General features: G+C 43.2%; 20 protein-coding genes. 8 read left to right on the forward strand and 12 right to left on the reverse strand.

From position 1 onward, the window contains the following. The first annotated feature begins 306 nt into the window (after positions 1-306). On the forward strand, positions 307-2,202 hold the full coding sequence (locus JCM16456_RS20930) for a sensor domain-containing diguanylate cyclase (RefSeq protein ID WP_068718135.1): 1,896 nt from the start codon (positions 307-309) through the stop codon (positions 2,200-2,202). 71 nt (positions 2,203-2,273) lie between these two features. Here the strand turns inward: JCM16456_RS20930 and JCM16456_RS20935 are convergent, their stop codons facing one another. The 5 genes from JCM16456_RS20935 to JCM16456_RS23910 form a co-directional block, all read right to left on the reverse strand. Beyond that, complete coding sequence (locus JCM16456_RS20935) at positions 2,274-3,251, reverse strand: 2-hydroxyacid dehydrogenase (protein WP_068718137.1); 978 nt, start codon at positions 3,249-3,251, stop codon at positions 2,274-2,276. A gap of 228 nt (positions 3,252-3,479) precedes the next feature. Beyond that, positions 3,480-4,481, reverse strand: a complete 1,002-nt coding sequence (locus tag JCM16456_RS20940) for a LacI family DNA-binding transcriptional regulator (RefSeq protein ID WP_068718139.1) — start codon at positions 4,479-4,481, stop codon at positions 3,480-3,482. A 69-nt stretch (positions 4,482-4,550) separates the two neighbouring features. Next, positions 4,551-5,990 (reverse strand): 6-phospho-beta-glucosidase, encoded by a 1,440-nt coding sequence (locus tag JCM16456_RS20945; RefSeq protein WP_068718142.1) that lies wholly within the window; start codon positions 5,988-5,990, stop codon positions 4,551-4,553. An 8-nt stretch (positions 5,991-5,998) separates the two neighbouring features. Beyond that, a complete protein-coding gene (locus JCM16456_RS20950) occupies positions 5,999-7,897 on the reverse strand; it encodes a glucose PTS transporter subunit IIA (protein WP_068718143.1) in 1,899 nt (632 codons plus the stop codon). Between the two features lie 481 nt (positions 7,898-8,378). Next, positions 8,379-8,546, reverse strand: coding sequence for a hypothetical protein (locus JCM16456_RS23910; RefSeq protein ID WP_156430590.1), 168 nt, complete (start codon positions 8,544-8,546; stop codon positions 8,379-8,381). 321 nt (positions 8,547-8,867) lie between these two features. Between JCM16456_RS23910 and glgC the strand changes: the two genes are divergently transcribed. Then, the gene (gene glgC / locus JCM16456_RS20955) at positions 8,868-10,082 is read left to right on the forward strand and encodes a glucose-1-phosphate adenylyltransferase (protein WP_068718144.1); all 1,215 of its coding nucleotides are present in this window, start codon (positions 8,868-8,870) and stop codon (positions 10,080-10,082) included. Positions 10,083-10,273: 191 nt separating this feature from the next. Here glgC and JCM16456_RS20960 read toward each other — a convergent pair whose 3' ends face one another. Next, a complete protein-coding gene (locus tag JCM16456_RS20960) occupies positions 10,274-11,176 on the reverse strand; it encodes an AraC family transcriptional regulator (RefSeq protein WP_068718146.1) in 903 nt (300 codons plus the stop codon). Between the two features lie 78 nt (positions 11,177-11,254). Then, positions 11,255-11,395: a hypothetical protein gene (locus JCM16456_RS23915; RefSeq protein ID WP_156430615.1), complete on the reverse strand. Its 141-nt coding sequence runs from the start codon at positions 11,393-11,395 to the stop codon at positions 11,255-11,257. An 84-nt stretch (positions 11,396-11,479) separates the two neighbouring features. Here JCM16456_RS23915 and JCM16456_RS20965 point away from each other — a divergent pair, with 84 nt between their 5' ends. Then, entirely contained in the window at positions 11,480-12,628 is a 1,149-nt protein-coding gene (locus JCM16456_RS20965) for an iron-containing alcohol dehydrogenase (protein ID WP_068718148.1), read from the forward strand. Positions 12,629-12,884: 256 nt separating this feature from the next. Continuing rightward, positions 12,885-13,340, forward strand: coding sequence for a methylglyoxal synthase (locus tag JCM16456_RS20970; RefSeq protein WP_068718150.1), 456 nt, complete (start codon positions 12,885-12,887; stop codon positions 13,338-13,340). 92 nt (positions 13,341-13,432) lie between these two features. Here the strand turns inward: JCM16456_RS20970 and JCM16456_RS20975 are convergent, their stop codons facing one another. The 5 genes from JCM16456_RS20975 to helD all read right to left on the reverse strand — a co-directional run bounded on the left by JCM16456_RS20975 (position 13,433) and on the right by helD (position 20,941). After that, positions 13,433-15,022: an RICIN domain-containing protein gene (locus tag JCM16456_RS20975; protein ID WP_197655226.1), complete on the reverse strand. Its 1,590-nt coding sequence runs from the start codon at positions 15,020-15,022 to the stop codon at positions 13,433-13,435. Between the two features lie 278 nt (positions 15,023-15,300). Beyond that, entirely contained in the window at positions 15,301-15,924 is a 624-nt protein-coding gene (pncA, locus tag JCM16456_RS20980) for a bifunctional nicotinamidase/pyrazinamidase (protein WP_068718152.1), read from the reverse strand. Between the two features lie 49 nt (positions 15,925-15,973). After that, entirely contained in the window at positions 15,974-17,335 is a 1,362-nt protein-coding gene (locus tag JCM16456_RS20985; protein ID WP_068718154.1) for a GGDEF domain-containing protein, read from the reverse strand. Positions 17,336-17,386: 51 nt separating this feature from the next. After that, complete coding sequence (locus JCM16456_RS20990; RefSeq protein WP_156430616.1) at positions 17,387-18,751, reverse strand: GGDEF domain-containing protein; 1,365 nt, start codon at positions 18,749-18,751, stop codon at positions 17,387-17,389. A gap of 126 nt (positions 18,752-18,877) precedes the next feature. Further along, complete coding sequence (helD, locus tag JCM16456_RS20995) at positions 18,878-20,941, reverse strand: DNA helicase IV (protein ID WP_068719096.1); 2,064 nt, start codon at positions 20,939-20,941, stop codon at positions 18,878-18,880. 279 nt (positions 20,942-21,220) lie between these two features. Here helD and yccS point away from each other — a divergent pair, with 279 nt between their 5' ends. The 4 genes from yccS to JCM16456_RS21015 all read left to right on the forward strand — a co-directional run bounded on the left by yccS (position 21,221) and on the right by JCM16456_RS21015 (position 25,811). Further along, a complete protein-coding gene (yccS, locus tag JCM16456_RS21000) occupies positions 21,221-23,377 on the forward strand; it encodes a YccS family putative transporter (protein ID WP_068718158.1) in 2,157 nt (718 codons plus the stop codon). A gap of 242 nt (positions 23,378-23,619) precedes the next feature. Continuing rightward, the gene (locus JCM16456_RS21005) at positions 23,620-23,877 is read left to right on the forward strand and encodes a hypothetical protein (protein WP_068718160.1); all 258 of its coding nucleotides are present in this window, start codon (positions 23,620-23,622) and stop codon (positions 23,875-23,877) included. 128 nt (positions 23,878-24,005) lie between these two features. Then, positions 24,006-24,323 (forward strand): hypothetical protein, encoded by a 318-nt coding sequence (locus JCM16456_RS21010; RefSeq protein WP_068718162.1) that lies wholly within the window; start codon positions 24,006-24,008, stop codon positions 24,321-24,323. Between the two features lie 240 nt (positions 24,324-24,563). After that, positions 24,564-25,811: a hydroxymethylglutaryl-CoA reductase gene (locus JCM16456_RS21015; protein ID WP_068719098.1), complete on the forward strand. Its 1,248-nt coding sequence runs from the start codon at positions 24,564-24,566 to the stop codon at positions 25,809-25,811. Positions 25,812-25,859: the final 48 nt, after the last annotated feature.

The raw sequence follows: 25,859 nt of genomic DNA on the forward strand, positions 1-25,859 counted from the left end.
TGCACCTAATAGATTAACATTACCCATACAAAGAGAATGGATAAATCGCTTAAGTTTACATTGTAAATAGTCGATTTTTCTCTTTGGTAACAACAGGATTCCCCATTGAAATTTGGACTCATACTCTCTAGAGTGGGCTTTGAGATAGACAATTCTCACACGACGGCTAATACCTCGTGTTGCGTCAGTTTTTTGTCAAAAGCGACTTCTCCCATCTGTTTCTTTGAGGTTAAAAACGTCGTAAACCGCTTAAGAATGTTGCTCTAACTCCTCGGTTTACCATTCACTCGACAAAAGTAGGTCATTGTGTCTTCTGATAAATTTAAAAATGTGGCGCAGTTTTTCTTCATCTGGGGCGTTTTGAGCCTTGTGCCCATTTTGTACTTCTATTTGCAGTATCGTGGCGTTGAACACCAGATCTACAATTTGGTGCAGCAGGAAAGAGGAATTAATCTCGAGTTTGATAAACAAGGGATCATGACCAACACACAGGACGTACTAAAAACGTTTAGGGTTCTTTCAGATAGCATCGTATTAAATAATGCCGTTACTGCACCAAATGACCTGAATTCAGCTGTATTAAAAGACTTTTGGCGATCGGTACTGTACGCACAAAACACCTTATCTCGGCTCCGTTTAGTTAACTTGCAAGGACAAGAGTTGGTGAACGTCTACAATCTTGACAACAATGTTTCTGCTGCACAAAGTAACCAGCTCATTAACCTTAACCATTCCAATCTATTCGATAAAATCAAACAAACGCAAAACAAAACCATTGGGGTTTATATAGTCAATGCGCAGAAAGACCACGTCGATTTAGGTTTCAGTTCACCGATACGGCTTGTCGCTCCGCTCTTAGTTGATGGTCAACGACGTGCTTATTTTATTGCGGATATGAACACCGATCACCTCTACAATAAAACACTCAGTAACGAATCAAAAAATATTCCAGAACTAATTGATATTAAAGGGAATTACCTACTTAGCAAAACCCATACAGGGAGGTTAGAACCTGAATCAAGTGAGAAAGCAGTCGACAATTTTGCCACCTTGTACCCTGCCATTTGGCATGAGATGACATCTTTAGGGTCTGGTGCATTCAAAACAACGCTCGGTTGGATTAGCTTTGTACAAGTGCCTCTCCATATTGTTGACCCTAATTTAAATGATCTCTATCTGGTCGATATGATAGGCAATAGCGATATCGCCCAAACAGAGCGCAATCACTATGCTGCGTTAACCTCACAATTAGTCGCTGTGTTAGCTATTTTAGGACTCCTTTCAGTTCTCTTTCTCAACTGGAACCGCAAACATATTAAAAACACACTTGAGGGAAAACTGGCTCTTGCGGCAATGGAAGGAATGTCGGCCATTGTTATTACCGACAAGAACAACAAAATTATCAAAGTGAATTCGCAGTTTTCTCGTTTAAGTGGCTATCAACAGGAGGACGTGCTGGGAAAAACACCATCACTTTTCTCCTCTGGTAAACATGAGGCCGAGTTTTATCAGAAAATGTGGCAAGACTTACAAACCGTTGGAGTATGGGAAGGTGAAATCATAAACCGCCGTAAAGATGGTCGCCTACTGACTGAGATTTTACGCATTCAAGCCATTACCGACGATAACCATGTCATTCAGTACTATGTAGCTTCATTTGTCGATATTTCTGAACGCAAAATACTGGAAAATCGCCTCCGTGAACAAAGTGAGAAAGACGCCCTAACTGACATTCCAAACCGCCGTAAATTTGATCAGGTTTTCCGCGGAAACTGTTATGAGATTCAGCGCTATCCAAACCAAAAACACGCCTGTTTTGCCATTTGTGATATCGACCATTTTAAATCGATTAACGATACCAAAGGCCATGCTTATGGTGATCATGTGATTCGCTCGGTAGCACAAACACTCAAAGACGGCTTACGTGAATCGGATTTTCTTGCCCGCATTGGTGGTGAAGAGTTTGCGGTTATATTACCGCACACTTCTGAAGAAGAAGCTCAAAACGTATTGGAACGTTTACGAATCACTATTTATGAGAAACACCACAAAAAAGTGACCATTAGTATCGGCTATACCACGATGACAGCCCTTGCCGAAGATGTCTACCAGCGCGCCGATATGGCACTTTATGAAGCAAAATCTTGTGGTCGTAATCGGGTTAATTATCTCGCCAATCAAGAACACCTTGATTTAGTCTAAGAGACAGCACCATTTCTTCTGACAAAAAGGCCTTGTTACACAAGGCCTTTACTCACGATTTGATCATAAGATCATTGTTTCAACTGGCGAATATTGGCGCAATTTTGTTCCACATTACCTTCTAGCGCATTGATAAGGTTATCTACCGCGCATTGGGCCATCGCGTAACGAGTCTCATGCGTGGCAGACCCCACATGAGGGAAAAGCACCACGTTATCAAGTCCAATTAATTCACTTGAAATTGGCAGTGGCTCTTTTTCATAGACATCTAAGCCAGCCCCTTTGATCACACCTTTTTTCAACGCATCAATAAGCGCTGCTTCATCAACCGTTTTGCCGCGACCTCCATTAATGAAAAAAGCACTCGATTTCATTTTATTAAATGCGTCTTTATTGAAAAGCTTATCGGTTTGTTCGGTATAAGGAAGAACTGAGCAGATAAAATCTGAGGTTTCAATCAACTCGTCAAAAGAGACTTTCTTCGCGCCCAACTCCTGCTCAGCCTGCTCTTTACGACTGGTATTGTAATACTGAATATTCATGCCAAAACCGTGATGCCCACGGCGAGCCACCGCGGTACCGATACGACCCAACCCGAGAATCCCTAATGTTTTGCCATGCACATTCGAGCCGAATTGGTCGACACCAATACTCTGATGCCACTCACCTTGGCGAACGAAACGATCCAGCTCAATAGCGCGGCGAGCGGTACACAATATGAGGGTAAAAATGGTGTCTGCGGTAGTCTCAGTTAGTACCGTAGGGGTATGCATCACAGGGATAGAGCGCGCACTAAGATAATCAAGATCAAAAGCATCCGTTCCTACGGAAATCGTTGAAATCGCTTTTAATTGGGTTGCTCGATCTAATTGCTGAGCACCCAAAGGTAAACCTGCACCAATCAAACCGTCGGCACTGCTTAATTCGGCAAGAAAATCGTCCTGATTGGCATTTTTTAACTCGGGAAATTCGACGACATCAAATGCATCACGTAAACGCGCGAGTTCCGCCTCTGGCAATGTGCGATATAAGATAACCTTCTTTTTCATTCCAACTCCTGAAAAAATGAGTTTCACTGTAGGATGAACTCTCCCAGCATGACACGCCAAAAGCGTGAGATGGAGAGATGGTAAAGAAACCGATGAGATAATCGATTTCTATTTCAGCAGGCGTTGATGCAGAATAAATGATCTTATACGAATAAAATATCGACATTGTCACTCTTTATGGACAAAGAGTGACAACCATTACAGTAAAAATGTGTGATAAAAGCGTGGTTAAACAGCGAGCTCAGCGACAGAATTGCGAATAATTAGCTCACAATTGAGGTCAAGATCCTGTGATTGTTGTTGTTGCCCAATCAAGTAAAGAATGCCTTTTTGTAGCATGCGGTCAAATGGAATAGAAACCGTGGTTAACGTTGGCGTGACGTAGTTACTCATTGAAATGTTGTCAAAACCCGCAATCGAAACATCATCAGGAATGCGATAACCCATTTCGTAAAGTGCTTTCATCGCACCAAACGCCATCTCATCATTACCCGCTAAAATTGCCGTCACTTGCTGACCATCAGCAAAGAGTTGTTTGGTGGCTTGATACCCACCTTCAGGTAACCATTGACCTTCAACTGCCCATTCATCACGGTAGACTAGTTTGTGTTTTGCTAACACATCACGATACGCTCTGAAGCGGCACTCACCGGAAGCCGACCCTTCCACACCACGGATAAAAGCAATCTTGGTATGACCTTGGCTAATGATGTATTCCATCATTTGCACTGCTGATTGATAATGGTCGGTCACAAAAGCGCATTCTGGATGGGATGCTTGATGACGGTTAATGACAACGATAGGCGTCTCAGAAGACTCAATGATTTCAGCCATCTCCTCTTCATTGAGAAATGAGGGATAAACCACAATACCTGCGCACTTCATATCAAGGAGAAAATTGATGGCTTCACGCTCCTCTTGGGCAGAGTGTTTACCGTCGGCAAGAATTAGTTGGTGGCCATTACGTTCGCTGAACGAAGCAGCGTTGTAGACGATGGTAGAGAAATAAGGACCGTTATACAGTACGTTGGTCATCACGAAACCAATGTAACTGGTCTTTTTGGTTGCTAATTGACGCGCCAGTAAGTTAGGGCGATACCCTGTTTCTTCTATCGCCTTATAAACGGCTAGTTTAGCCTGTTCACTGACCACTGTATTACCGCTTAGAATGCGCGATACAGTCGATTTAGATACCCCCGCCTTTTTGGCAACGTCTAACATAGTAACCATAATAATTCTCTAGCCTAGTTATCGTAAGATAGTGAGCCAGCTGACAGCTGGCTCACAAAGGCGACAATATTAGAGTTTCTCTCCATTGGTCGCAATCACATCTTGATACCAATAAAACGATTTTTTCTTAGCTCGGGCTAACGTTCCAGTATTGTCATCGTGTTTATCAACATAGATAAACCCATAGCGTTTTTTCATTTCCCCGGTCGTGAAGGAGACCAAATCAATGCAACCCCACGGGGTGTACCCCATTAAATCAACACCATCGATGCTAATCGCTTTACCCATTTCCTCAATGTGAGAACGCAAATAATCAATACGGTAATCGTCGTTGATTTCTCCGTTGTCTTCCACTTTATCAACCGCACCGAAGCCATTTTCCACGATAAACAGTGGCACTTCGTAACGTTCGTATAAAGTAGCTAGCACATAGCGCAGACCCACTGGGTCGATTTGCCAACCCCAATCACTCGCTTTCAGGTAAGGGTTTTTCACTGAGTGAGCACCACTGCCATCCACACTGTTACTGTCGTTGTTTTCAATGGCAGAATTCACTGTGTTAGACATGTAGTAACTGAAACCAAGATAATCTGATTTACCCTCTTTCAGAATCGCTTCATCACCCTCTTCCATAACAATGTTATAGCCTTTGCGCTGCCACTCTTTTTTGGCGTAGCTTGGATAATGGCCTTTCACCATCACATCAGAGAAGTAGAAACGGTCGTGCATCGACTCTTGCGCCAACATCACATCATCTGGGTTCGACGAGTAAGGATAGTAAGGCACCATAGAGCACATACAGCCCACCAGCAGATTAGGATTCAGAGCATGCGCTTGTTTCACCACTTTTGCGGCCGCAACAAACTGGTGATGTACGGCTTGGTACATCGCCTCTTCAGGTCGTTCTTGCTCAGAAAGTAAGATACCTGAACAGGTCCATCCAAAAATGTCTGGATGGGTGTGTTTTTGGTTGTTGATCTCATTAAACGTCATCCAATACTTCACTTTGTGCTGATAACGTTCAATGACCGTCATGGAAAACTTAACAAAGAGATCAATCACCTTGCGATTCAACCAACCACCGTACTCTTTCGCTAAGTGGTATGGCATTTCAAAATGGCTCAACGTAATGACAGGCTCAATACCGTATTTCAACAGTTCATCAAACAAGTCATCATAAAACTGCAACCCAGCTTCGTTCGGCTGCGCTTCATCACCGTTGGGGAAGATGCGTGTCCAGGCAATACTGGTTCGAAAGCATTTAAAGCCCATTTCAGCAAAAAGCTTCACGTCTTCTTTGTAATGACCATAAAAATCAATTGCTTCATGGTTTGGATAAAATTCACCGTCCAGTACGCCGTCGGTAATACGGCGCTGTTTGCCATGGGCACCTGCGGTTACCACATCAATAATGCTGACGCCTTTTCCCCCTTTATCCCAGCCACCTTCTAGCTGGTGTGCGGCAACCGCACCTCCCCACAAAAAATCTTCGGGAAAAACGTTACTCATAACAACTCCTATGCGATTTGAATTACGGGTTCGCCCATTTCGATTGAATGTTCTTCTTCATCCAAAATCTGCAGTTTAAACTCGTCACTATTAAGAACAATAAATGGTGTAGTCACGTCATAACCAGCGGCTTTGATGGCTTCTAAATCGAAACGAATGAGTGGCTCACCGGCTTTCACTGTTTGATCTAACGTAACTAAGGTATTAAAGAATTCACCTTTCAAGGCGACGGTATCTAATCCGACATGAATCAAGAGCTCCATGCCATTTGCACAAGTCAAACCAACCGCATGCTGACTCTCAATCACCGATGAAACCACCGCATCACAAGGCGCTGTGACCAATCCTTCTTGTGGTTTAATGGCCACACCATCACCCAATAGCTTTTGCGCAAAGGTGTCATCGTTTACGGTCGCAAGAGGAACAACAATGCCTTTTACTGGGCTAGCTAACATCACCTGCTGTTGGCTTGCAGCAGAAGCAGGTACTGCAGCTTTTGTCGCCGGTTTTACGGTTTTAGACTCATCACCGGTTTCTTCTTTTGGATCTTCAAAACCAATCACAAAAATAAGGATGGTAGTCACCACACAGGTAACAGCAACGCCAGAGAGCATACCGATAAATGAATATGGGTTTTCAGGTGTAATTGCGTTCACCGTGGTGATAATGCTGGATAAACCGGCATACACGTAGTAGTGAGTATCGAAAAAGCTCGCCACCAAACTACCTGCCGCGCCACCAATACAGCCACAGATAAACGGTTTTTTGAAGCGTAAGGTGATGCCGTACAATGTAGGTTCAGTAATACCGAAGATCGCGGTAATCCCAGCAGAATAACCGGTCTTTTTCACGATAGTATTTTTCGATTTGTAAGCACAAGCAAATGCCGCCACCATCTGTGCCACCACAGCGCAAGTTTGGAATACTTGGAACGAGTCTTTGCCAAATTGTTCGTAGTTGGCGAACACTAAAGGTGTTGTACCCCAGTGAATACCGAAGATAACCAATACCTGCCAGAACCCACCAACAACCGCTGCTGCAACCGCTGGCGCAGCGTTATATAACCAGTTATAACCCACAGCAATATAACCTGCTGCAGCGCTGGTAACTGGACCAATAACAACCAAAGTCAGTGGAACCATGATGACCATACACACTAGCGGGGTAAACAGCTCTTTGACCACATCTGGCAAAATTTGCTTGGTATAACGCTCAACGTAAGAGAGTGCCCAAACCAAGAAAATAGGAGGAAGAACTGACGATGAATAGACGGTTTTAGCTAAAGGTAACCCGAGGAAAGTGTAGGCTTCACCGGAGGCAATTTTACCTGCAATTTCAGCCCAACTTGGGTTAATCAATGCACAACAGCACAAGACCGCAATGTATGGGTTACAGCGGAAATATTTCGCCGCGGTAAAACCGATGAACACTGGAAGAAATGAAAATGGTGTCCAAGATAAAAAGTTAAGCACTTCAAACGTACCTGACGTAACCACGCCCGGGAAAAAGTGTTTTGTAACAATTAAAGCCCCTTGCAAAATACCAGCAGACGCCAAAATGAACAGTAGTGGTGCAAAAATCGCAGACATCGAAGCAATCACTGCATCAAGCACGCGAGTCTTCTCTTCACCTGCACTTAAGAAGCTCTTATCAACCAAGTTTCCCATTGCCGCAAACACATCGGCAACGTGCGTCCCGAGTACCACTTGGAATTGACCACTAGCAATAACCACTGTGATAACTCCGGGCATTTGTTTAATTTTATCGGCTGCACCTTCTGGAACTTCTTTTAAAATTAGGCGCAAACGAGTTGCACAACGTGAAAAATCTTTCAGGTTATCCTGCCCACCCACTTCTTCTAATATATCTTTTGCGAGTTGGGCATAATCTCTAATAGCTGAGGCCATGCGTTCACCTTTTGTTTCAATTTGTAGGATTTATTCTTTTTTGCAACCGGTTTCAGACTACCCCACAAAAACACTCCCGCAACCGGTTTCATGGCAAAGTGTGCGCTTTTTCAAACTCTAAAGAGACAGAAGCAGTTTGAGATCACAAGTTATTAAATTCGTGGAACTGGCTGTTGACGAAAAGAGTGTTAAGTAGCGCATACTCTGCCCTACCTTGAGGCGTCACACCGATTATGTTAGGTAAACTTTTCAATTAAACCATATGGTTAGAATGACTAATATTGATTTTCACGCAGCTTGAATTACGTTAGAGTGAGGATATATCGTCTGCGAAAGCCAGCATAATCAAAATTCAGTACGTTTTATAAAATGACCGTAACCGTCGTGCATTTCATCGCTAGGTTATACCCAAGTAACCTCAAGATGCGGTTTCAGCGAGAATGTATTCGCTCATAGGCAAGGCACCGATTTGAATACCTAGTTATTCTACGTAGAAAATCGGTAACGCAGCATAGGAGCGAATACAACTCGCCCTTTGGGAGCTCATCAACAAGCCCATTTCAGCGCCCAATGACGTTGAAAGGGAATGACCATTCCTTCCGTCATTGAGCTTGACCTGTGCTTGTTGATGAAGCTCTGAAGTCTGCATCTTGAGGTCATTTGGGTATACATATAGTTATTTTCTAGTGACACCGAGAAGCAACGTTTTTTGTCTAGAGTAATAACGTCAAGCCCCATGGATGGGTTTAAGCGCGTTTGCGTTTAGCATTGGCTTAAACAGCTCATATTGAGGAACACCACAAACTCACTGGTGAAGAAAGAAATTGGTGAATTTGCAGAGAAAGACTTCGTTTTGATTAGCCATATCTGATATAAATACCACAAGATATGAGACTAGTTTCAATTAGTTAAGCATACCTCAATCAGTCGTTTGGCTGGTTAACATTGCATAATTTCAGGGAGAAATAAGATGCAAGATACCCTAACTGTTGTATTAGCCGGTGGTGTCGGCTCCCGACTGTCGCCTCTCACGGATGATCGCGCCAAACCCGCGGTTCCATTCGGTGGTAAATATAGAATCATAGATTTTACATTGACCAACTGCCTACATTCCGGCCTGCGACGCATATTGGTCCTAACCCAATATAAATCCCATTCATTACAAAAACATCTGCGTGATGGGTGGTCAATTTTCAATCCCGAACTCAATGAGTACATTACTGCAGTTCCCCCACAGATGCGCAAAGGTGGCAAATGGTATGAAGGGACTGCCGATGCTCTATTCCATAATATATGGCTGTTAAACCGCAGTGAGGCAAAATACGTCGTCGTATTATCTGGGGATCATATTTATCGTATGGATTATGCGGCCATGTTAGAAGAGCACATAGCTAAAAAGGCAGGGCTAACAGTCGCTTGCATGGATGTGCCCCGTGCTGAAGCCTGTTCATTTGGCGTAATGGCAACCGATGAATCTAATCGTATCGTCTCCTTTATCGAAAAACCACTTGACCCACCGTCAATCCCAAATCAACCGGATCGCAGTTTGGTATCCATGGGTATTTACATTTTCGATATGGATGTACTGCAACAAGCCCTGCAAAAAGACTCAGATATAGAGAGTTCAAGCCACGATTTTGGCAAAGACATCATTCCAGACTTGATTCCCAACCATAATGTCTATGCCTACCGCTTTGGTGAAAAGGGTCGCGTCAACCGCGATTGCTACTGGCGTGATGTGGGCACCATTGATTCATTTTACGCCGCAAATATGGATTTACTTGAACCCATCCCACCAATGGACTTGTACCAACAAGATTGGGCGATTCGCACTTACGAACCCCAATATCCACCAGCAAGAACCGTCTCTTCAGCCACCGGTAATGAAGGGATATTTATCGATTCTATTATCGCAGGTGGAGTGATCAACTCTGGTGGTTCGGTTCAGCACAGCATCATTTCATGTAACGTACGTATTAATGATGGCGCAACAGTACTCGACAGCATTTTATTTGATGATGTGAATGTCGGTCCTAACTGCCAATTACGCAACTGCATCATTGACAAGCACGTCAACATTCCCGCAAATACCACCATTGGTTTAGACAAAGCGCAAGACGCTAAACGTTTCTATATTTCAGAGCAAGGCATTGTCGTCGTGCCAGAGAGCTATCAATTTAAGTGAAACTCAGTTTAAGTGACGCCCGTCGTCTAGATAAGTGATTCACGGCTAACAAAAAACAAGCCCACGAACTTTTGAGAACGTGGGCTTGGCTTTATCAGGAGCACGTAAATGCTCTTTTTTGGGGGTAATGAGAGTATGGTCGGAGTTAGCGATTTGTAAAAGAGTAAACTTTTGCTGTTCCTCTTCCCCTTTTAGTAGGTTGAATCCAACTCCACTTTTTGCCCCTTCGGCGTTTCATTAAACAGACGCTTAAATTCGCGATTAAACTGTGATGCGCTAGCGTAACCTACTTGCCGGGCGGCTTCATTCACTCGCATACCTTCCACCTGAATCAGTTCACGGGCTTTGTTTAACCTTACTTTTTTCACATATTGCAACGGCGATTCCATGGTGACATCACGAAAAGCTTGATGAAAAGCCGAAACACTCATGTTCGCTTCCTGCGCCAAATCGAGTACCGTTAAATTCTGAGAATAATCCCGATGAACCTTAGCGAGTGATTTTGCCACACGAGCATAATTGCCTTCATAAGAGGCCAGATCAAATAGCAAATGCCCTTCACTGTCAGTCAATACACGGTATAACAGTTCCGCGATTAACCCCTCGGCTAATACGTGCGCTTCGGTTGGATCCAATAGTGCCAGCATGATTCGCTCACAGGTACAAACCATAACATCACTCATCGCCACTGATTTCACGCCACAGCAATCTTTGCGTTTAGAGGGAGCAGCCCTGCCATGCTGTTCGAGCAAAGCGACTTGCCGCATTAGCAGAGCATGATCAAAATGAACACTCAACCCTAAAATTGGCTCTTGCTCTGAACCAAACGATTCGCACTCAAGGGGAATGGGGACACCAGCCACCAAATAGTCATTTGGACCGTAAGTCACTTGTTTACCATTTCCAACAGTGATCTTTTTATACCCTTGCCCCAGAATAAAAGTGCCTGATTCATATATGAATGGCTTTTTAGGCTGAGTTTTTGTGCTGCGAAAAAACCGAATTCCTGGAATGACCGTATCGACAATACCCTCCAAATTGTGCAACTTTTGTTGCTCAACATAACGTGTCATCAGTTCAACCAAGTCACTCATTATTTCCCCCTTAACTTATTTCTGCTCACGCTCGCATAAATTGTAGGAATAGGCAATTAAAATAGAGAAATCCCCCTATTAAGCACTTATATCGCGGATTATTATGCATTCATGATTAAGTTCTGTGTGTCTTATACCCAGTGACGTTGAAAGGGAATGACCATTCTTTCCGTCATTGAGCTTGACCTGTGCCCGTTGAGGAAGATCTGAATTCTGCATCTTGAGGTCAGTTAGGTATATACCGCAGGGCGTTATAACAATAAATGGGAAACATCCCCATTTACACAGCAATTGGAGTGTCAGATGCAATTTACTTACTTTAATCCAACTCGTATCCATTTTGGACAAGGACAAATTGCCACCATCACAAGTGAAATTCCGACCGATAAAAAAGTATTGGTGATTTACGGTGGAGGCTCAATCAAACGCAATGGTGTGTACGATCAAGTCGTAAGTGCGCTAGCCGAACATCAGTGGCAAGAGTTCTCTGGCGTCGAAGCCAACCCAACCAAAGAAACGCTCGACAAAGCCGTTGCGATTGTTAAACACGATGACATCGACTTTATCCTCGCAGTTGGCGGAGGTTCAGTGATTGATGGTTCAAAATACGTTGCAGCTGCTGCACATTATGATGGTGATGGCTGGGATATTTTGACCAAAAAACACGATGTCGTCACCGCAGTACCACTTGGCGCAATTTTGACACTGCCTGCCACCGGCTCAGAATCTAACGCGGGTGCCGTGATTACCAAAAAAGAAACTGCTGATAAACTGGCTTTCCATGCCAAAGTTGTGCAACCACGCTTTGCTGTGATGGACCCAGATGTAATGAAGACACTACCTGAACGCCAGTTGATCAACGGCATTGTCGATGCTTGGGTTCATACCTGTGAGCAATACATTACTATGCCAACCAATGCCATGGTTCAAGACGGTTATGCTGAAACGTTGCTCCGAACTCTAAAACAAGTTGGTGATCAATTTGCAGAGCGTGACAACGATGCGTGGCGCGCCAACCTTATGTGGGCAGCAAACCAAGCACTGAATGGCTTGATCGGTACAGGTGTACCTCAAGACTGGGCTACACACATGATAGGTCATGAGCTGACGGCACTTTGGCATGTCGACCACGGTCGTTCATTAGCCATTGTGCAACCTTCACTACTTCGCAATCAAATTGAAGCAAAACGTGCCAAGTTAGAACAAATGGGACGTAATGTATTCCAATTGTCTGCAGGTGAAGATTTGGCAGAGCGTACTATTGATGCAATCGAAGCCTTCTATCATAGTTTAGATGTAGCCACTCAATTTGCCGATCATGGTATGAGTCACGAACAGGCGGTAGATACCGTGGTGAAACAATTAGAACACCATGGCATGACCGCTCTTGGCGAGAATAACGCCATTACTCTTACTCAATCTCGTCAAATCTTACAAAACGCACTCGTCTAAACGAGCCGTTTTACCACACCATACTTTTTCTACACCATGAAAAGGCGCCTCATTGAGGCGCCTTATTTGTTAGCTAATATTCTCACCAAAACAGCATCTAGAGGCCAATGGGTTATAAATACCGGCATGAGATGATCGACAAGGTCACTGAAATGGCGTTTTAATTCGTATAACATCAAACACTAAATAACGTAAATCAAGATCATGTTCTCTCAGCGTAGACATACTGATCTTTCTTGGAGCATCAGGGAAAAAAATGAAAAAAACCACACGGACATTGAACGCCCACAAGCACATTGCTTTGGTTGCTCATGACAACTGCAAAAGTGAACTACTGCGTTGGGTTCAAGAAAACAAAGAGAAATTACAGCAGCACTTTCTTTATGCAACTGGCACGACAGGTGGGATGTTAAGCAAAGAAACAGGACTGGCGATTAAAAGCATGATCAGTGGCCCAATGGGAGGCGACCAACAAATTGGCGCACTGATTTCAGAATGTAAAATCGATGTTTTGGTGTTCTTCTGGGACCCTCTCAATGCTGTACCACACGACCCAGACGTTAAAGCTTTACTGCGTATTGCCAGCGTGTGGAACATTCCTGTTGCCACTAACCGCGCTAGCGCTAAGTTCATTTTCAATTCAGATTTGATCAATCAAGAAGTGGACATTGAAGTGCCAGACTATCAAGCGTATTTGGCCGAACGCACCTAAACGGAACGCATTTTTCTGTCCTTCCCTACATTCTATCGAAACAAAAAAAGGGCTCGTTACCGAGCCCAAAACACGTAATTAAACAGCCAATACTAGTCTTGTGGACCAGTACCGCCGTCAACCTCACTACCCAAAACACTCGGATCTTCTAACGTGTAGTTGTACATATTCACGTCAGAGAAAACGGTTGAACCACTGTCCTTGTACTGGTCGGTTGATGACACGCCAGTGTAAGTGTTACCAGAGGCACTAAAATAGGCGCTACCAATATTCCAATGTGGTTTTGCACTATTTTCAAAGTAATTATTTTCAACCAGAATTTGCGCGCTATCATCACCACCAATCGAGAAGTAAGTGATGTCTTTCCAATAGTTATTAAACAAATGAACTCGCGCGTCTTCACCATCAATTTTAGGGTTACGTCCTGCAGCGGTATCCCAGAAGTTATGATGGAAAGTGACCTCCGAATCAGCAACTAAATTGGTATACCAGTGCTGACTTGCACACACTTGTGAGTTATAACCATAAAAACGGTTCCAACTTACAGTCACGTTTTTGCTGTTATCCACATCAACATAACCATCACTAATATTGCTAAAGGCAACATGGTCGACCCAAATGTGGCTACTGTCATTCACAGTAATGCCATCACCCGCTTCAACTAATGAAGGGTTAATCGTGCTGATGGCCAAATTACGAATGATGACGTTTTCTACTCCACTCAAGTACAAGTTGGCACCAATAATTTTCGAACCACTGCCTAAACCAATTAACGTTTTATTGGATTTCACATAAATCGTCGACTCGTTACGAGTCACATTAACGGTGCTGCTGGATGTGCTGCCATCGAACTCGCTACAGCTTTGGCTACTCGTTGGAATACGATACCAAGTTTTACCGCTGTCCCCCCAATTAGAACAATCTAGGGCACAAGCAGCCACTGTTCGCGCGGAAGTACGGCAGTCAATTGACGTATTAGCAGGAATTTGAATCACCTGAGCAGATGATGAAGTTAATGCTGAAGTCAGCGCAGAACAGCTAGAAACGGTAACGGTACTGCCTGCGGCACCACCGGTTGTGGTCGATAAACCGTCATCACCCGATTGTGATGCAAAACCTACAAGGTCGGTATCAGAAGAACTGCTGCAAGAGCCAGAAACGGGGTTGATATACCAACGTTGTGAGCTAAGTGATTCATCGGAATTTTGGTAGACATTAGAGCCATTGCTTGAACCAGCAACAGTCAAAGAGAGTTGAGAGTTTTTGTTAACGATTTTAAAACCACCATCGGAGTCTGTTTTGATCTCCCAACGCTGATTATCACCGTCCCAATCAGTATAAGTGTCTACGTTGGCGCCATTAGAGGTTGATGAATTTAACACTTCCAACAGCTTGCTGTTATAAACCGATTTTATTTCCCAATAGTTGTCACTTTGTTTGGTCAGAACAAACTGCTGGTTTGTCGGCTCCCAAAATTCGTAAGTAATCACATTCGGTACAGTGCTGGTATCGTTAGTATTCACGTCTAACGCTTGACCTGAGCCTTTATTAATCAGGTAATAGGTACCGCCAGAGGTCGGCATGGAGGAACAATTCTCTGCCAATGCAGACATGCTTACCACTGTAAGAGCAACAGCACTGCACGCGCGCCATAACACTCCTTTTTTCACTTTTTTCATCATTTCGCTACCACTCCTAAAAATTTAATACTCACCTGCTTATATTTAAAATGAAACGGTATTTTATATATAAAATTCTAACTTCTTAGCTCGTGTGATGTTTTAATATAAATATGAATTGGAAAGCGGATCCCAAAATATTATCGAGAAAAATGAAAAGGACGCATATTTAGGGACTGAAAGTCAAATTATGGGCTTTGCGCCCATAATAAAATAAGGAAATAAAAGAGGAAAAAACTAGAAATTTTAATAAATAGCCATCAAATTCATAAACTTGACAATTAACAATGGGTAAGAATATCGCCACTAACTACCATTTTACAACCTGAGTTTTCCATTTCTTTAAATGCATCTTCAGAATCATTTATATTAATATTTACACCACGACAAGCATCTTTAATAACATAAGTATTAAAACCACATGATACCGAATCCAATGCCGTAAATTTAACACAATAATCTGTCGCTAATCCCGCAATATACACATCGGTATAATTGTGCTCACGTAAATAAGCTTCTAATCCGGTAGCTTGTTGGCGCTGATTATCAAAAAAGCCGCTGTAGCTGTCGATACCTAATTGAGTGCCTTTCAATACCACATGATCAATGTGGCTCTGCTGCAAGCTGGCAATCAACTGCGCACCGGCCGTATTTTGCACACAATGATCTGGCCACATCATTTGCTTGATACCACGTAGATCAATCACACTACCAACAGATTCACCATGAGTAGAGGCAAAACTCGCATGGCCTTTAGGGTGCCAATCTTTCGTCGCGATAACATGATCAAAGCAAGGTAATAATTGATTAATGATCGGAACAATTTCATCTCCTTGTGGTACAGCCAAAGCCCCACCTGGTGCAAAGTCATTTTGCACATCAACTAACAGTAAAACTTGCGTCATTTTGCTTCCTTTTCATTATGTGATGCGGATGTAGGTTCACCACTTATTGCTACATCACAACCTGATTACGTCCCTGAGCCTTAGCACAATAAAGCGCTTGATCCGCTCGATTAAACAGAGACTTAACTGTATCGCCTGTTTGAAACTGAGTCACGCCAATACTCACCGTATAAGCTGGTAAAACGTCCGTTATCGACTTTTCGACGGCGGCTCTTAATGTTTCTGCCAACTGCAACGCCGCTTGGCCATTTTGGAGTGGCACTAAAATGGCGAACTCTTCACCACCAATACGGAACAATTGGTCGCTAGAACGAAGTAAGTTGGAGAGTAAGCCACATAGGTGTTTAAGGACTTTATCTCCCACTGCATGACCATATTGATCGTTTATTTTCTTAAAATAATCGATGTCCAATAGAATCAAACTCAACGGGCTACCTTGACTCGCTAGGTCTATTTGCAGCTTAAGCTGTTCATCCCATTTATGACGATTGTACACACCGGTGAGCTTATCTCGAGTCGCCAAAATCAAAAGCTGTTGCTCAACTTGCTCACGGTTGGTGATCTCTTGAGCAAGGCGGACCATCATCTGTTTTAGCTCAACTTCAAGCTGACTAAACTCATCTAAAGCACGTGAATCATCGTTAATTAGGCCATCGTATTCAGCCGTTTCACCATGTTTTATCGACTCATCGAGGTTTTGAATATCTTGTTTAATACGGGCAATACGCAGCATAAAAAAGCGCACTATGTAGGCGGTCAAAGCAATGCCTATCATGGTCGCACACAATCCTAGCGCAATATTGATCCAATAAAATTCCTGCTCATGCTTCTCGGTGTAGCGGCTAGTATCATCGGTGAGTTTATTCAGCTCTTTGAGAATTGCTTGTGCAGAGCTTTCTAGCTGATTAGCGAGATCTTCCAATTTGACTTTTTTGTCTAATGGCGTCTCTTGACCATCAAGCACATCACCCAGCACCTGCTCAAACTGGTTACTATGCTCATGATAACGTTCAATTTCTTGCAGCAATTGTCTGTGTTGACCACGTTCGAAACGAATGTGGTTTTGCTCAAGATTCAACATGATCAGCTCGACCGCTTTATCAAGTGAATCCTTAATCTGCCTTTTTTGATAGGCATATTCTTGACTGGGAGTCCGCTTGTGTTGATCGGTGGTTTCTTTAAGTTTGAACTGCTCCAGCAAAATATGCTGCTCCAATTGCAGCATCTCAATGCGCCCCATAATTTGATTGAGGGGCACATCAATATACGCCACTTCCTTCATCTCAGAATCGATGATGCGCAGTTTGTATATCGAAAAAACAATCACCATGAGCAAAATCGTTAGCAGCACAGCAAAAATGCTGCTAATACGACGACTTAGTGATGAATTATACCAAGCAATAATTTTCATAATAAGCAGTTAAGGTTTGAATTAAACACGCAATAACAAAGTAGTTAGAAACTACTCAAGAATCACTTGGTTACGACCTTGTCCTTTCGCATGATAAAGACCCTGATCAACTCGGTTAAATAGCGTTCGGACACTGTCTTGTGCTTGAAACTCGCACACTCCCATACTCACAGTGTAGGCTGGGATTTCCTGTTCGGCACTCTGTTCCACTTTGACACGAATCTTTTCTGCAAATTGCATTGCCATTTGGCCATTTTGAAGAGGCAGAATAATGGCAAATTCTTCGCCACCAATACGAAATAACATGGCGGTATTATCAAGCTCCGCTTGTATCAGCTGGCATAAATGAGTTAAGACTTTATCACCAACAGGATGCCCAAATTGGTCATTGATACGTTTGAAATAATCAATATCCAACAGCACTAGGCTAAATAACGACCCTTGCTGACCAAGAGACACTTGCCATTTTAGCTGTTCATCCCATTTATGACGGTTGTATGCCCCTGTCAACTTATCATGGGTTGCTAAACGTAATAATTGCTGCTCGACCAACTCTCGGTTTTCAATTTCTTGTGCTAAACGTCCCATGACCAATTTAAGCTCTCGTTCAAGAGCGGAAAATTCATCCAAACAGTCGTCTTGCTCAGTAACTTGCGGAAAAGGCAACGGCATCCCCGCAGCTAAAGACGAATCGATTTGCGTAATATCATGCTTCATTCGCGCAATGCGCTTACGGAAAAACTGAATAATGTAGCTAGTTAGTAGTAAGCCTATTAATAGTGCACAAATACCTAACGTAATATTTATCCATAAGAACTCTTGCTCATGCTTTTGTGTATAGCGGCTAGCATCGATAGTCATATGGTTAATCTCATCTAAAATCTTTTTTACGGAGAGTTCTAGATTGGATGCAAGACGTTCGAGTTTTCGCTTGTGAGCATCATCCAAAGTGTCATTGATGATCACTTGCTCTAAGGCTTGTTCAAATAAATCACTATGCTGGTGATAGTCTTCTATCTCGGTAAGTAAACGGTGGTGCTGCTGTTTTTTAAAACGAACTGTATTGTTCTTAAAGCTATCCGCTAAGAGTTTAACAGCAAGATCAAGTTGTTTTTTCATCTGCTGTTTTTGATAAGTAAACTCTTGGGCTGGACTCATTTTTTCATTTGGATCACTTTCCTTAAGACGAAATTGCTCCAGCAAAATATGCTGCTCCAATTGCAACATCTGCACACGTTCCATAATTTGATTTAACGGTACATCGATATAAGCAACTTCTTTCATCTCTGCGTCAATCACACGCAGTTGGCTGATAGAGAAAGCAATCACGATCAACAAAATCGTCAATAACACCATGAAGACACTGCTGATCCGACGGCTAAGGGAAGCGTTGTACCACTGTAAAATTTTTAACACTGTTTCTATTCACCTATCAAATGCTCAGTTAGAGCATCGCTCATTCTCAACAACAATTAAAGGTTGAGCGTCTTTTATCATCTTAAATTAGCCGATTTTATTTTTCCGCAATCTAACCCTTTGAAATTACTTTTGTTTAACTACAGGGTAATTGCCATTAACGAGTTCTTGAACAAAAGCAGAGCCTTGACCACTATGAGTGATCCAAACTTTTTCTTTGGCGCGAGTAAGCGCAACGTAAAATAGACGTCGCTCTTCCGCGTAAGGAAAATCATCACGGCCTTGATTCAGTGCCCCATCGAGATGCACCGCCTTAACTTTGGCAGGGAATTGACCTTCATCCACGCACAAAATAATCACAAAATCGGCTTCCTTCCCTTTACTCGCATGACACGTCATAAAATCCATTTTTAGGGAGAGATATCGCTGTTGCCAGTCTTTAAGCAGTTCGGGCTTATGGTAGTGATTTCGCCCCAGTAATAATACGGTTTTTAAACCGTCTGCTTTACGATTAAGTTGATCAAGAACCTTTTCCACATTCTGATTAGGTGTGAGATAAACGGCTTTTTGCTTTTGTGCTTTATAGCTATTAAGCGTTTTGTCCAATTGGTTCGGATTTTGCGCAATAAAAGTATTCGCGACCAAGCCAATTTGTTCATTAAAGCGATAAGTCGTATCTAAATGATGAATGGTTGAATACGGGAAACGCGCTGCAAAACGCGTCGTCAAATTGACATCCGCTCCAGCGAACTGATAGATAGCTTGCCAGTCATCTCCCACCGCAAAGAGATTGCAACCTTGTGGTGTTTGTTCAACTAACGCCTGAATCAATGCCAAGCGTTGTGGAGAAATATCCTGATACTCGTCAATCATGATGAACTTCCAAGGGGATGGAAACTTACCTTTCGCAACGTAATCCGTTGCGCGGCTGATCATGATGTTAAAGTCGATTTCATCATTCTCTTTTAGCATCTGCTGCCATGCCTGATAGCATGGCCAACATAAGTTAAGCTCACTGTTAAGCCGAGCATAATCAGGATGTTCAATTAAACGCTCTTGAAGCTGTTTCTTTTTCAATCCCAATTGAGCCAATTGATCAAGCTGTTGGGCTAACCAGGCGATCAATTTAGGATTCTCTACCTGACTACCAAGTTCATCATCCCCGGTTAAATAGGCGATAGGCCAGCTTGATAAATGCTTTTGCCAACGCTTAAAGTTGGTTGGTGTCATCCAGTGACGCTTGAGCCAATCAATACACCAAGCTTGTTTCTGGTTATCATCTAATGCTAACGGAGACAGAGTGACGCAGCTCCCTTCAACGCGGTTAAGAATCCATAGCCCCAACTGATGAAAGGTGTTCACTCGCACCCCTTCACTTTGCGCCCCCACTTTCCCTTGGATACGCTGTTCCATTTCGATGGCTGCTTCTTTACCAAAAGCCACTAATAGAATGTCTTCCGGCTGAGCAAGTTGGCTCTGTAGCAGGTACGCAACCCTAGCCGTCAGCACACTGGTTTTACCAGAACCTGCACCCGCTAACACCAAGTTGTGATCATCGTTAAGCAACACAGCTTGCTGCTGACTTAAGTTCAAAGGGGAAGATTCGATAGAATCAAATAAAGAGGTCCAAGATTGACGCTCTTGTTCTACCCATGCTTGATTGCGTTCGCTCAATTGAGCTGATGTATTGAGAAGCCATGGCATCATTGGCGCCATCACGCCGGGTAAACGCTGGTAGGTTTCTTCAATACTCATACCAATGCTATCAAGGTCTTTCAAAACCTTATTGGCCCAACCGTTGGCGAGGGAATGAGGTAAAAAGCTTGAAATTGATTGCATTTGAGCAAGTTCTTGCTGCCATAAAGGGACATACTGACTTAATTGCTCACACTGTTTATCGTGCCATTGCTGATACATATTCACGACATAATTGGCAAAGTCTCGACACTCAGGCCAAGGTAAACCTTGTACTAACCATGAACGTTGTACTCCCGACTCTTCGTGAGCAAAAAACTGCAGCGATCCCCACAATAAACCATGATGCAATTTTACGCAGCCATTCCAAATATGAAATGGAATACGCTCTTCGGTCTGCTGCGAAGACAAAATAAGGATGTCTTTCTCAAGCTCTATTTGATGATATTCGTTAGAAATAAAAAACTGTGCAGTCTTGTTTGCGCTTAGCTGCATTGGTAATAACTCGTCCATTGGATTCGGCCTCATCATACCTTAATCATGTATGAGAATGAAAAAATAATGTCAATATTCACCGAGTTTTGATTCCCACTTATCTCACTCTTTTTTTATCTCGTTCAGACAGTTATACACGAGAATGAGTATTCCTTCCGTCATTGAGCTTAACCTGTGCTCGTTGATAAAACTCTGAATTCTGCATCTTGAGGTCATTTGGGTATATTCTTAGCATCTGTTAAAATCCCCTTTTCTCACTGATTGACTGAATACACTATCGTGCCGATTGCAAACCGCTTAAAGCTCTATTGGGCCAATAAAACCCTTAACTACTGTGCCTTGATTCTTGTCACGCTCTTGGCAGTGGTTATTCCATGTTGGCACTATAATCTAAACACTTGGGTCACCCCTCTTATTTTAGGCGTGATAGCTGCCGCTTTATCAGAAAGAGACGACAGTTTTTCAGGTCGACTCAAAGCCATTGCACTCACGTTTGTTTGCTTTGCTATCGCCTCTTTTTCTATTGAAATCTTATTTAATCATCCATTGTGGTTTACGCTAGGCCTGTTTGTTTCGACCTTTGGTTTTATCATGCTCGGTGCGCTTGGAACTCGATATGCGAGTATCGCATTTGCTTCTTTGCTACTGGCGGTTTACACCATGCTGGGTGCAGATCAAAGTACTAATATTTGGTTTCAACCTTTGTTGTTACTGAGTGGTGCCGCAGGCTATTTTGTTTTATCAATGGTGTGGTATGTCGTATGGCCAATGCAACCCGTTCAGCAAAGCTTGGCTTCTGTTTTTCAACAAATGGCGAATTATCTGGATGCCAAAGCACAACTTTTTTACCCAACATCACAATTTACGCCACAGCCATTTCGTATTAATGAAGCCAATCTCAATGCAGCCACTGTTAACGCACTTAATCAAGCCAAAGCTATTTTCTTAACTCGTGCTAAACGCGGCCATGTCGACAGTGCCAGCGACCGATTCCTCAGTATTTACTTTTTAGCGCAGGATATTCACGAACGCGTTAGCTCAACCCACTATCGTTACCAAGAGTTAGGTGACCACTTTGGCCGCTCCGACATTCTATTCCGTTTCAAATATTTATTAGAAACGCAAGCCAAAGCATGCCGTGAAATAGCCGAATGTGTTCGCTTAGGCCAGCCTTACGAACACAGTGGCGATTCGGTACTCGCACTTGATGAACTGCAGCTTTCACTTGACCATTTAAAACAACAAAATCGCCCTGAATGGCGATCGTTGCTCGCTCAGTTAGGGTATCTTTTTACGAACCTGGTTACGGTGGAAAAACAGCTCAATAACATCAGTAACCCGGATGCCAATAAACTGGAAGAAAACGTACTGGAAGATAACGAGCCACATTCATTAAAAACGATGTGGGTACAACTGCGTGCCAATTTCCACCCCGATTCGTTGCTATTTCGTCATGCATTACGCATGTCCGTCGCACTAACACTCGGGTATCTCATTTTGCAAGGGCTTGGGCTTGGTCGCGGTTATTGGATATTGCTGACAACTCTGTTTGTTTGTCAGCCAAACTATGCGGCGACAAGGCAAAAGATTACATCGCGCATTATCGGTACAGTCATTGGCCTATTAATTGGGGTCATGTTGTTAACACTCTTTCCGTCTCAAGAAAGTCAACTCGCCTTTATTGTCGCCTCTGGGGTGATGTTCTTTGCCTTTCGTCTCGCTAATTACGGATTCGCCACCGGCTTTATTACTGTGCTTGTTCTGTTCTGTTTTAACCAACTTGGTCAAGGCTATGCCGTCGTCATTCCTCGCTTAACCGATACATTAATTGGTTGTGCCCTCTCAGTGGGTGCCGTAGCGTTTATATTGCCTGACTGGCATGCGAAAAGACTGTATAAAGTGATGGCAGATGCTATCGAAGCTAATAAGCGCTACCTTGATCAAATCATAGGTCAGTATCGAGTTGGGAAAAACGATAACCTGACTTATCGCATCGCCAGACGTAATGCTCACAACCAAGATGCAGCATTGGCCGCGGCGGTAAATAATATGCTGGCAGAGCCCGGACGTTATCGTTCTGCATCAGTAGAGAGTTTTCGCTTTCTTACGCTAAACCATGCGCTGTTAAGCTACATCTCGGCTCTAGGCGCTCATCGAACTCGTATTGATGATAGCGTTCATAAGCTAGTGCTCGATTCACATCGCATTATTCATCAACATTTAGATGTCTTGTATCAGCAACTTTTTGAGCACTGTGAGCAGTGCGACATTTCAAAAATTGATGATGCAGGCCTAGAGCAAAAGCTAGCAGAATGGCGTGATGAAGACGAAGGCAATGCTCGTTTGGTGCTACAGCAACTGCACCTTATCTACCGCATGTTACCGGAACTGCACTCATTAGCTGATAAGTTTGCTGTCCGCGTAGAACGTATATAATTCTCCCCCCAACCTTCCGAGCCTAGTCAAAACGTTATATTTGCCTAGGCTTGCACGCATTTAGCCCATTTTTAACAAAGCGCGGACATTTTTTAAGCAACTTTTTATAGTATGTTAACTCTAATAAATGAGAAAAGGCGTAAATAAGCGCTACATCCCGTGTTTTGGGTATAGTGCAAAGATTACGTATTTTACATAATGGGTGTGAAGACGATTGAAACGCCGTTGTGTGAGTATAGACCATGACAAAGTTAACAACAGAAAAGTGGCAAAAAATTAATAACACAGATTATACGCCATCTGCATCAAGCGCTTTTTTGCTGTTTGGAGACGAACGTATGTCAAGTACACAGTTTGAATACATGAAAGAACAGCTCAAGTTATTATCACCTCAACAATTACGATCTTTACAAGGTGAAATTAGTCACTCGCTTGAACACAATAAAAACGAGCTACTAACAGAAGAAGAACGTCACATGTTAGCGAGCCTTTTTTCTTAAGTTTCTGATTTAGGTAAAAAGGTTATGCTCAGTAGGCAAGCACTGCTAGGTACGTAATAAAGAGGTATCGCGTAATTTGCGAAAAACGCTAACTACGCATAAACTTTAACCGTAACGAGGTGATGATTATGTCAGTTTCATCTGTAGGTTCAGGTAATAACGGGTATGCCATTCTTCAACAATCGAAGAAAATGGCCGATGAAGCAGCGCAAGAGCTTCAACAAACCCAAGCTCTTGAACAAAAAGATCAATCCTTGCGATTTAATCGGGTCGATTCGGCTCAACAGGATGCTGTGGAAAAAGCTCATGCTCATCACACAACCCATCCTGATCAAGTTGATTCCCTGATTAAGCTGAACCAAGCACAGCAGTACAACCGAGCAGGTGTCACGGTCGTGCAAAAAGAACGCGACATGTTAGGTAGTTTGCTTGATTTACGTGTTTAAATAGGCGGCTCAAACGGATTGAGCCGTTTTTTATGTCTCTCTTTTTTTCTTTTGCATCCCCATATCCAATTTCTCCCCACTACATAGTTACCACTTACAAATGCAATACCGATATCCAAGTGACCTCTAAATGATTTTCAAAGAGTACTACTCACCCTTTGGTAGCTCATTTGGGTATAAACAATTGTGATTATTGGCCTAATGAGTACAATGCAGGCAAATAATGACAATGAACTCATCATGAAATCAACAGCCCCAGTCTTATCTATGACTTTACCTGAAAACACTCAACTCAATAGTGCCTTAGCCCCTAAACGACATAGCCCCACTAAAAAGCTGGTAGCAAGTGGTCGCCTAACATCAGAGTTAGTGTCTAAACGGTGGCAAGTGCTGGATGATGAAGATGTAAAAGATGCCCTACTTGATTCAGTAACTACTGAACAAATGGATGTGTATAAAAACAACATAGAGCATTTTATCGGTACAGTAAAAGTGCCTGTTGGGGTCGCAGGACCGCTGCGCATTAATGGGACACACGCCAATGGCGACTATTTTGTACCACTTGCCACCACGGAAGCGGCTTTAGTTGCCTCATACCATCGAGGTAGCAAACTGATCACAGCTGCTGGCGGAGCATCTGCCATGCTTCTAAGCGAAGGTGTGACACGCAGCCCTGGGTTCGCTTTTTCTTCACTCATTGAAGCAGGGCAATTCGTCGCATGGATCATGACCCAATTTGACCAATTTAAGCAGCTCGCAGAAAACACCACCCGCTTTGGGCGGCTAAACGACATTAACGTCAACATCGAAGGTAATCACGTTTATCTCGTTTTCGAATATTTCACTGGTGATGCAAGCGGTCAGAATATGGTAACCATTGCCACCAACGCTATTTTTGATTACATCCTAAAAACCTCTCCGATTGAACCAAACTATGCTTTTTTGGACGCGAATTTATCAGGCGATAAAAAGCCTAATGCTCATACACTAAGAAACGTGCGCGGTAAAAAAGTAACCGCTGAAGTACACTTACCACCGTATCTTATTGAAAAATATCTCCATACGAGCGTAGAAAAGATGGTGCAATTTGGCCATATGACCACGACAGGTGGGCTATTAAGCGGTTCGATAGGAATTAATGCGCACTACGCCAACGCGTTAGCAGCATTCTATATTGCATGTGGCCAAGACGCCGCATGCGTTGCTGAATCGGCGGTAGGGATGACTCGCTTTGAACAAACCAAAGAGGGAGGGCTGTGTGCCAGCGTTACCCTGCCCAACATTATGGTCGGTACCGTTGGCGGCGGTACGGCACTTCCATCCCAGCGCGCGTGCTTAAAACTTTTGGGGTTATACGGTTCAGGGCAATCTCGTGCTCTTGCTGAAGTGGTTGCAGGACTCTGTCTGGCGGGTGAGTTATCGATTGTTGGTGCGTTCTGTGCAGGCCATTTTTCTCGAGCCCATCATAAACTGGCTCGCGGTAAATAGTAAACAAAAGCCGGCCAACATCTGTTACCTGTTGGCCGGCTTTATCAC

The organism is Vibrio tritonius, from assembly GCF_001547935.1.
Taxonomy (GTDB): Bacteria; Pseudomonadota; Gammaproteobacteria; order Enterobacterales; family Vibrionaceae; genus Vibrio; species Vibrio tritonius.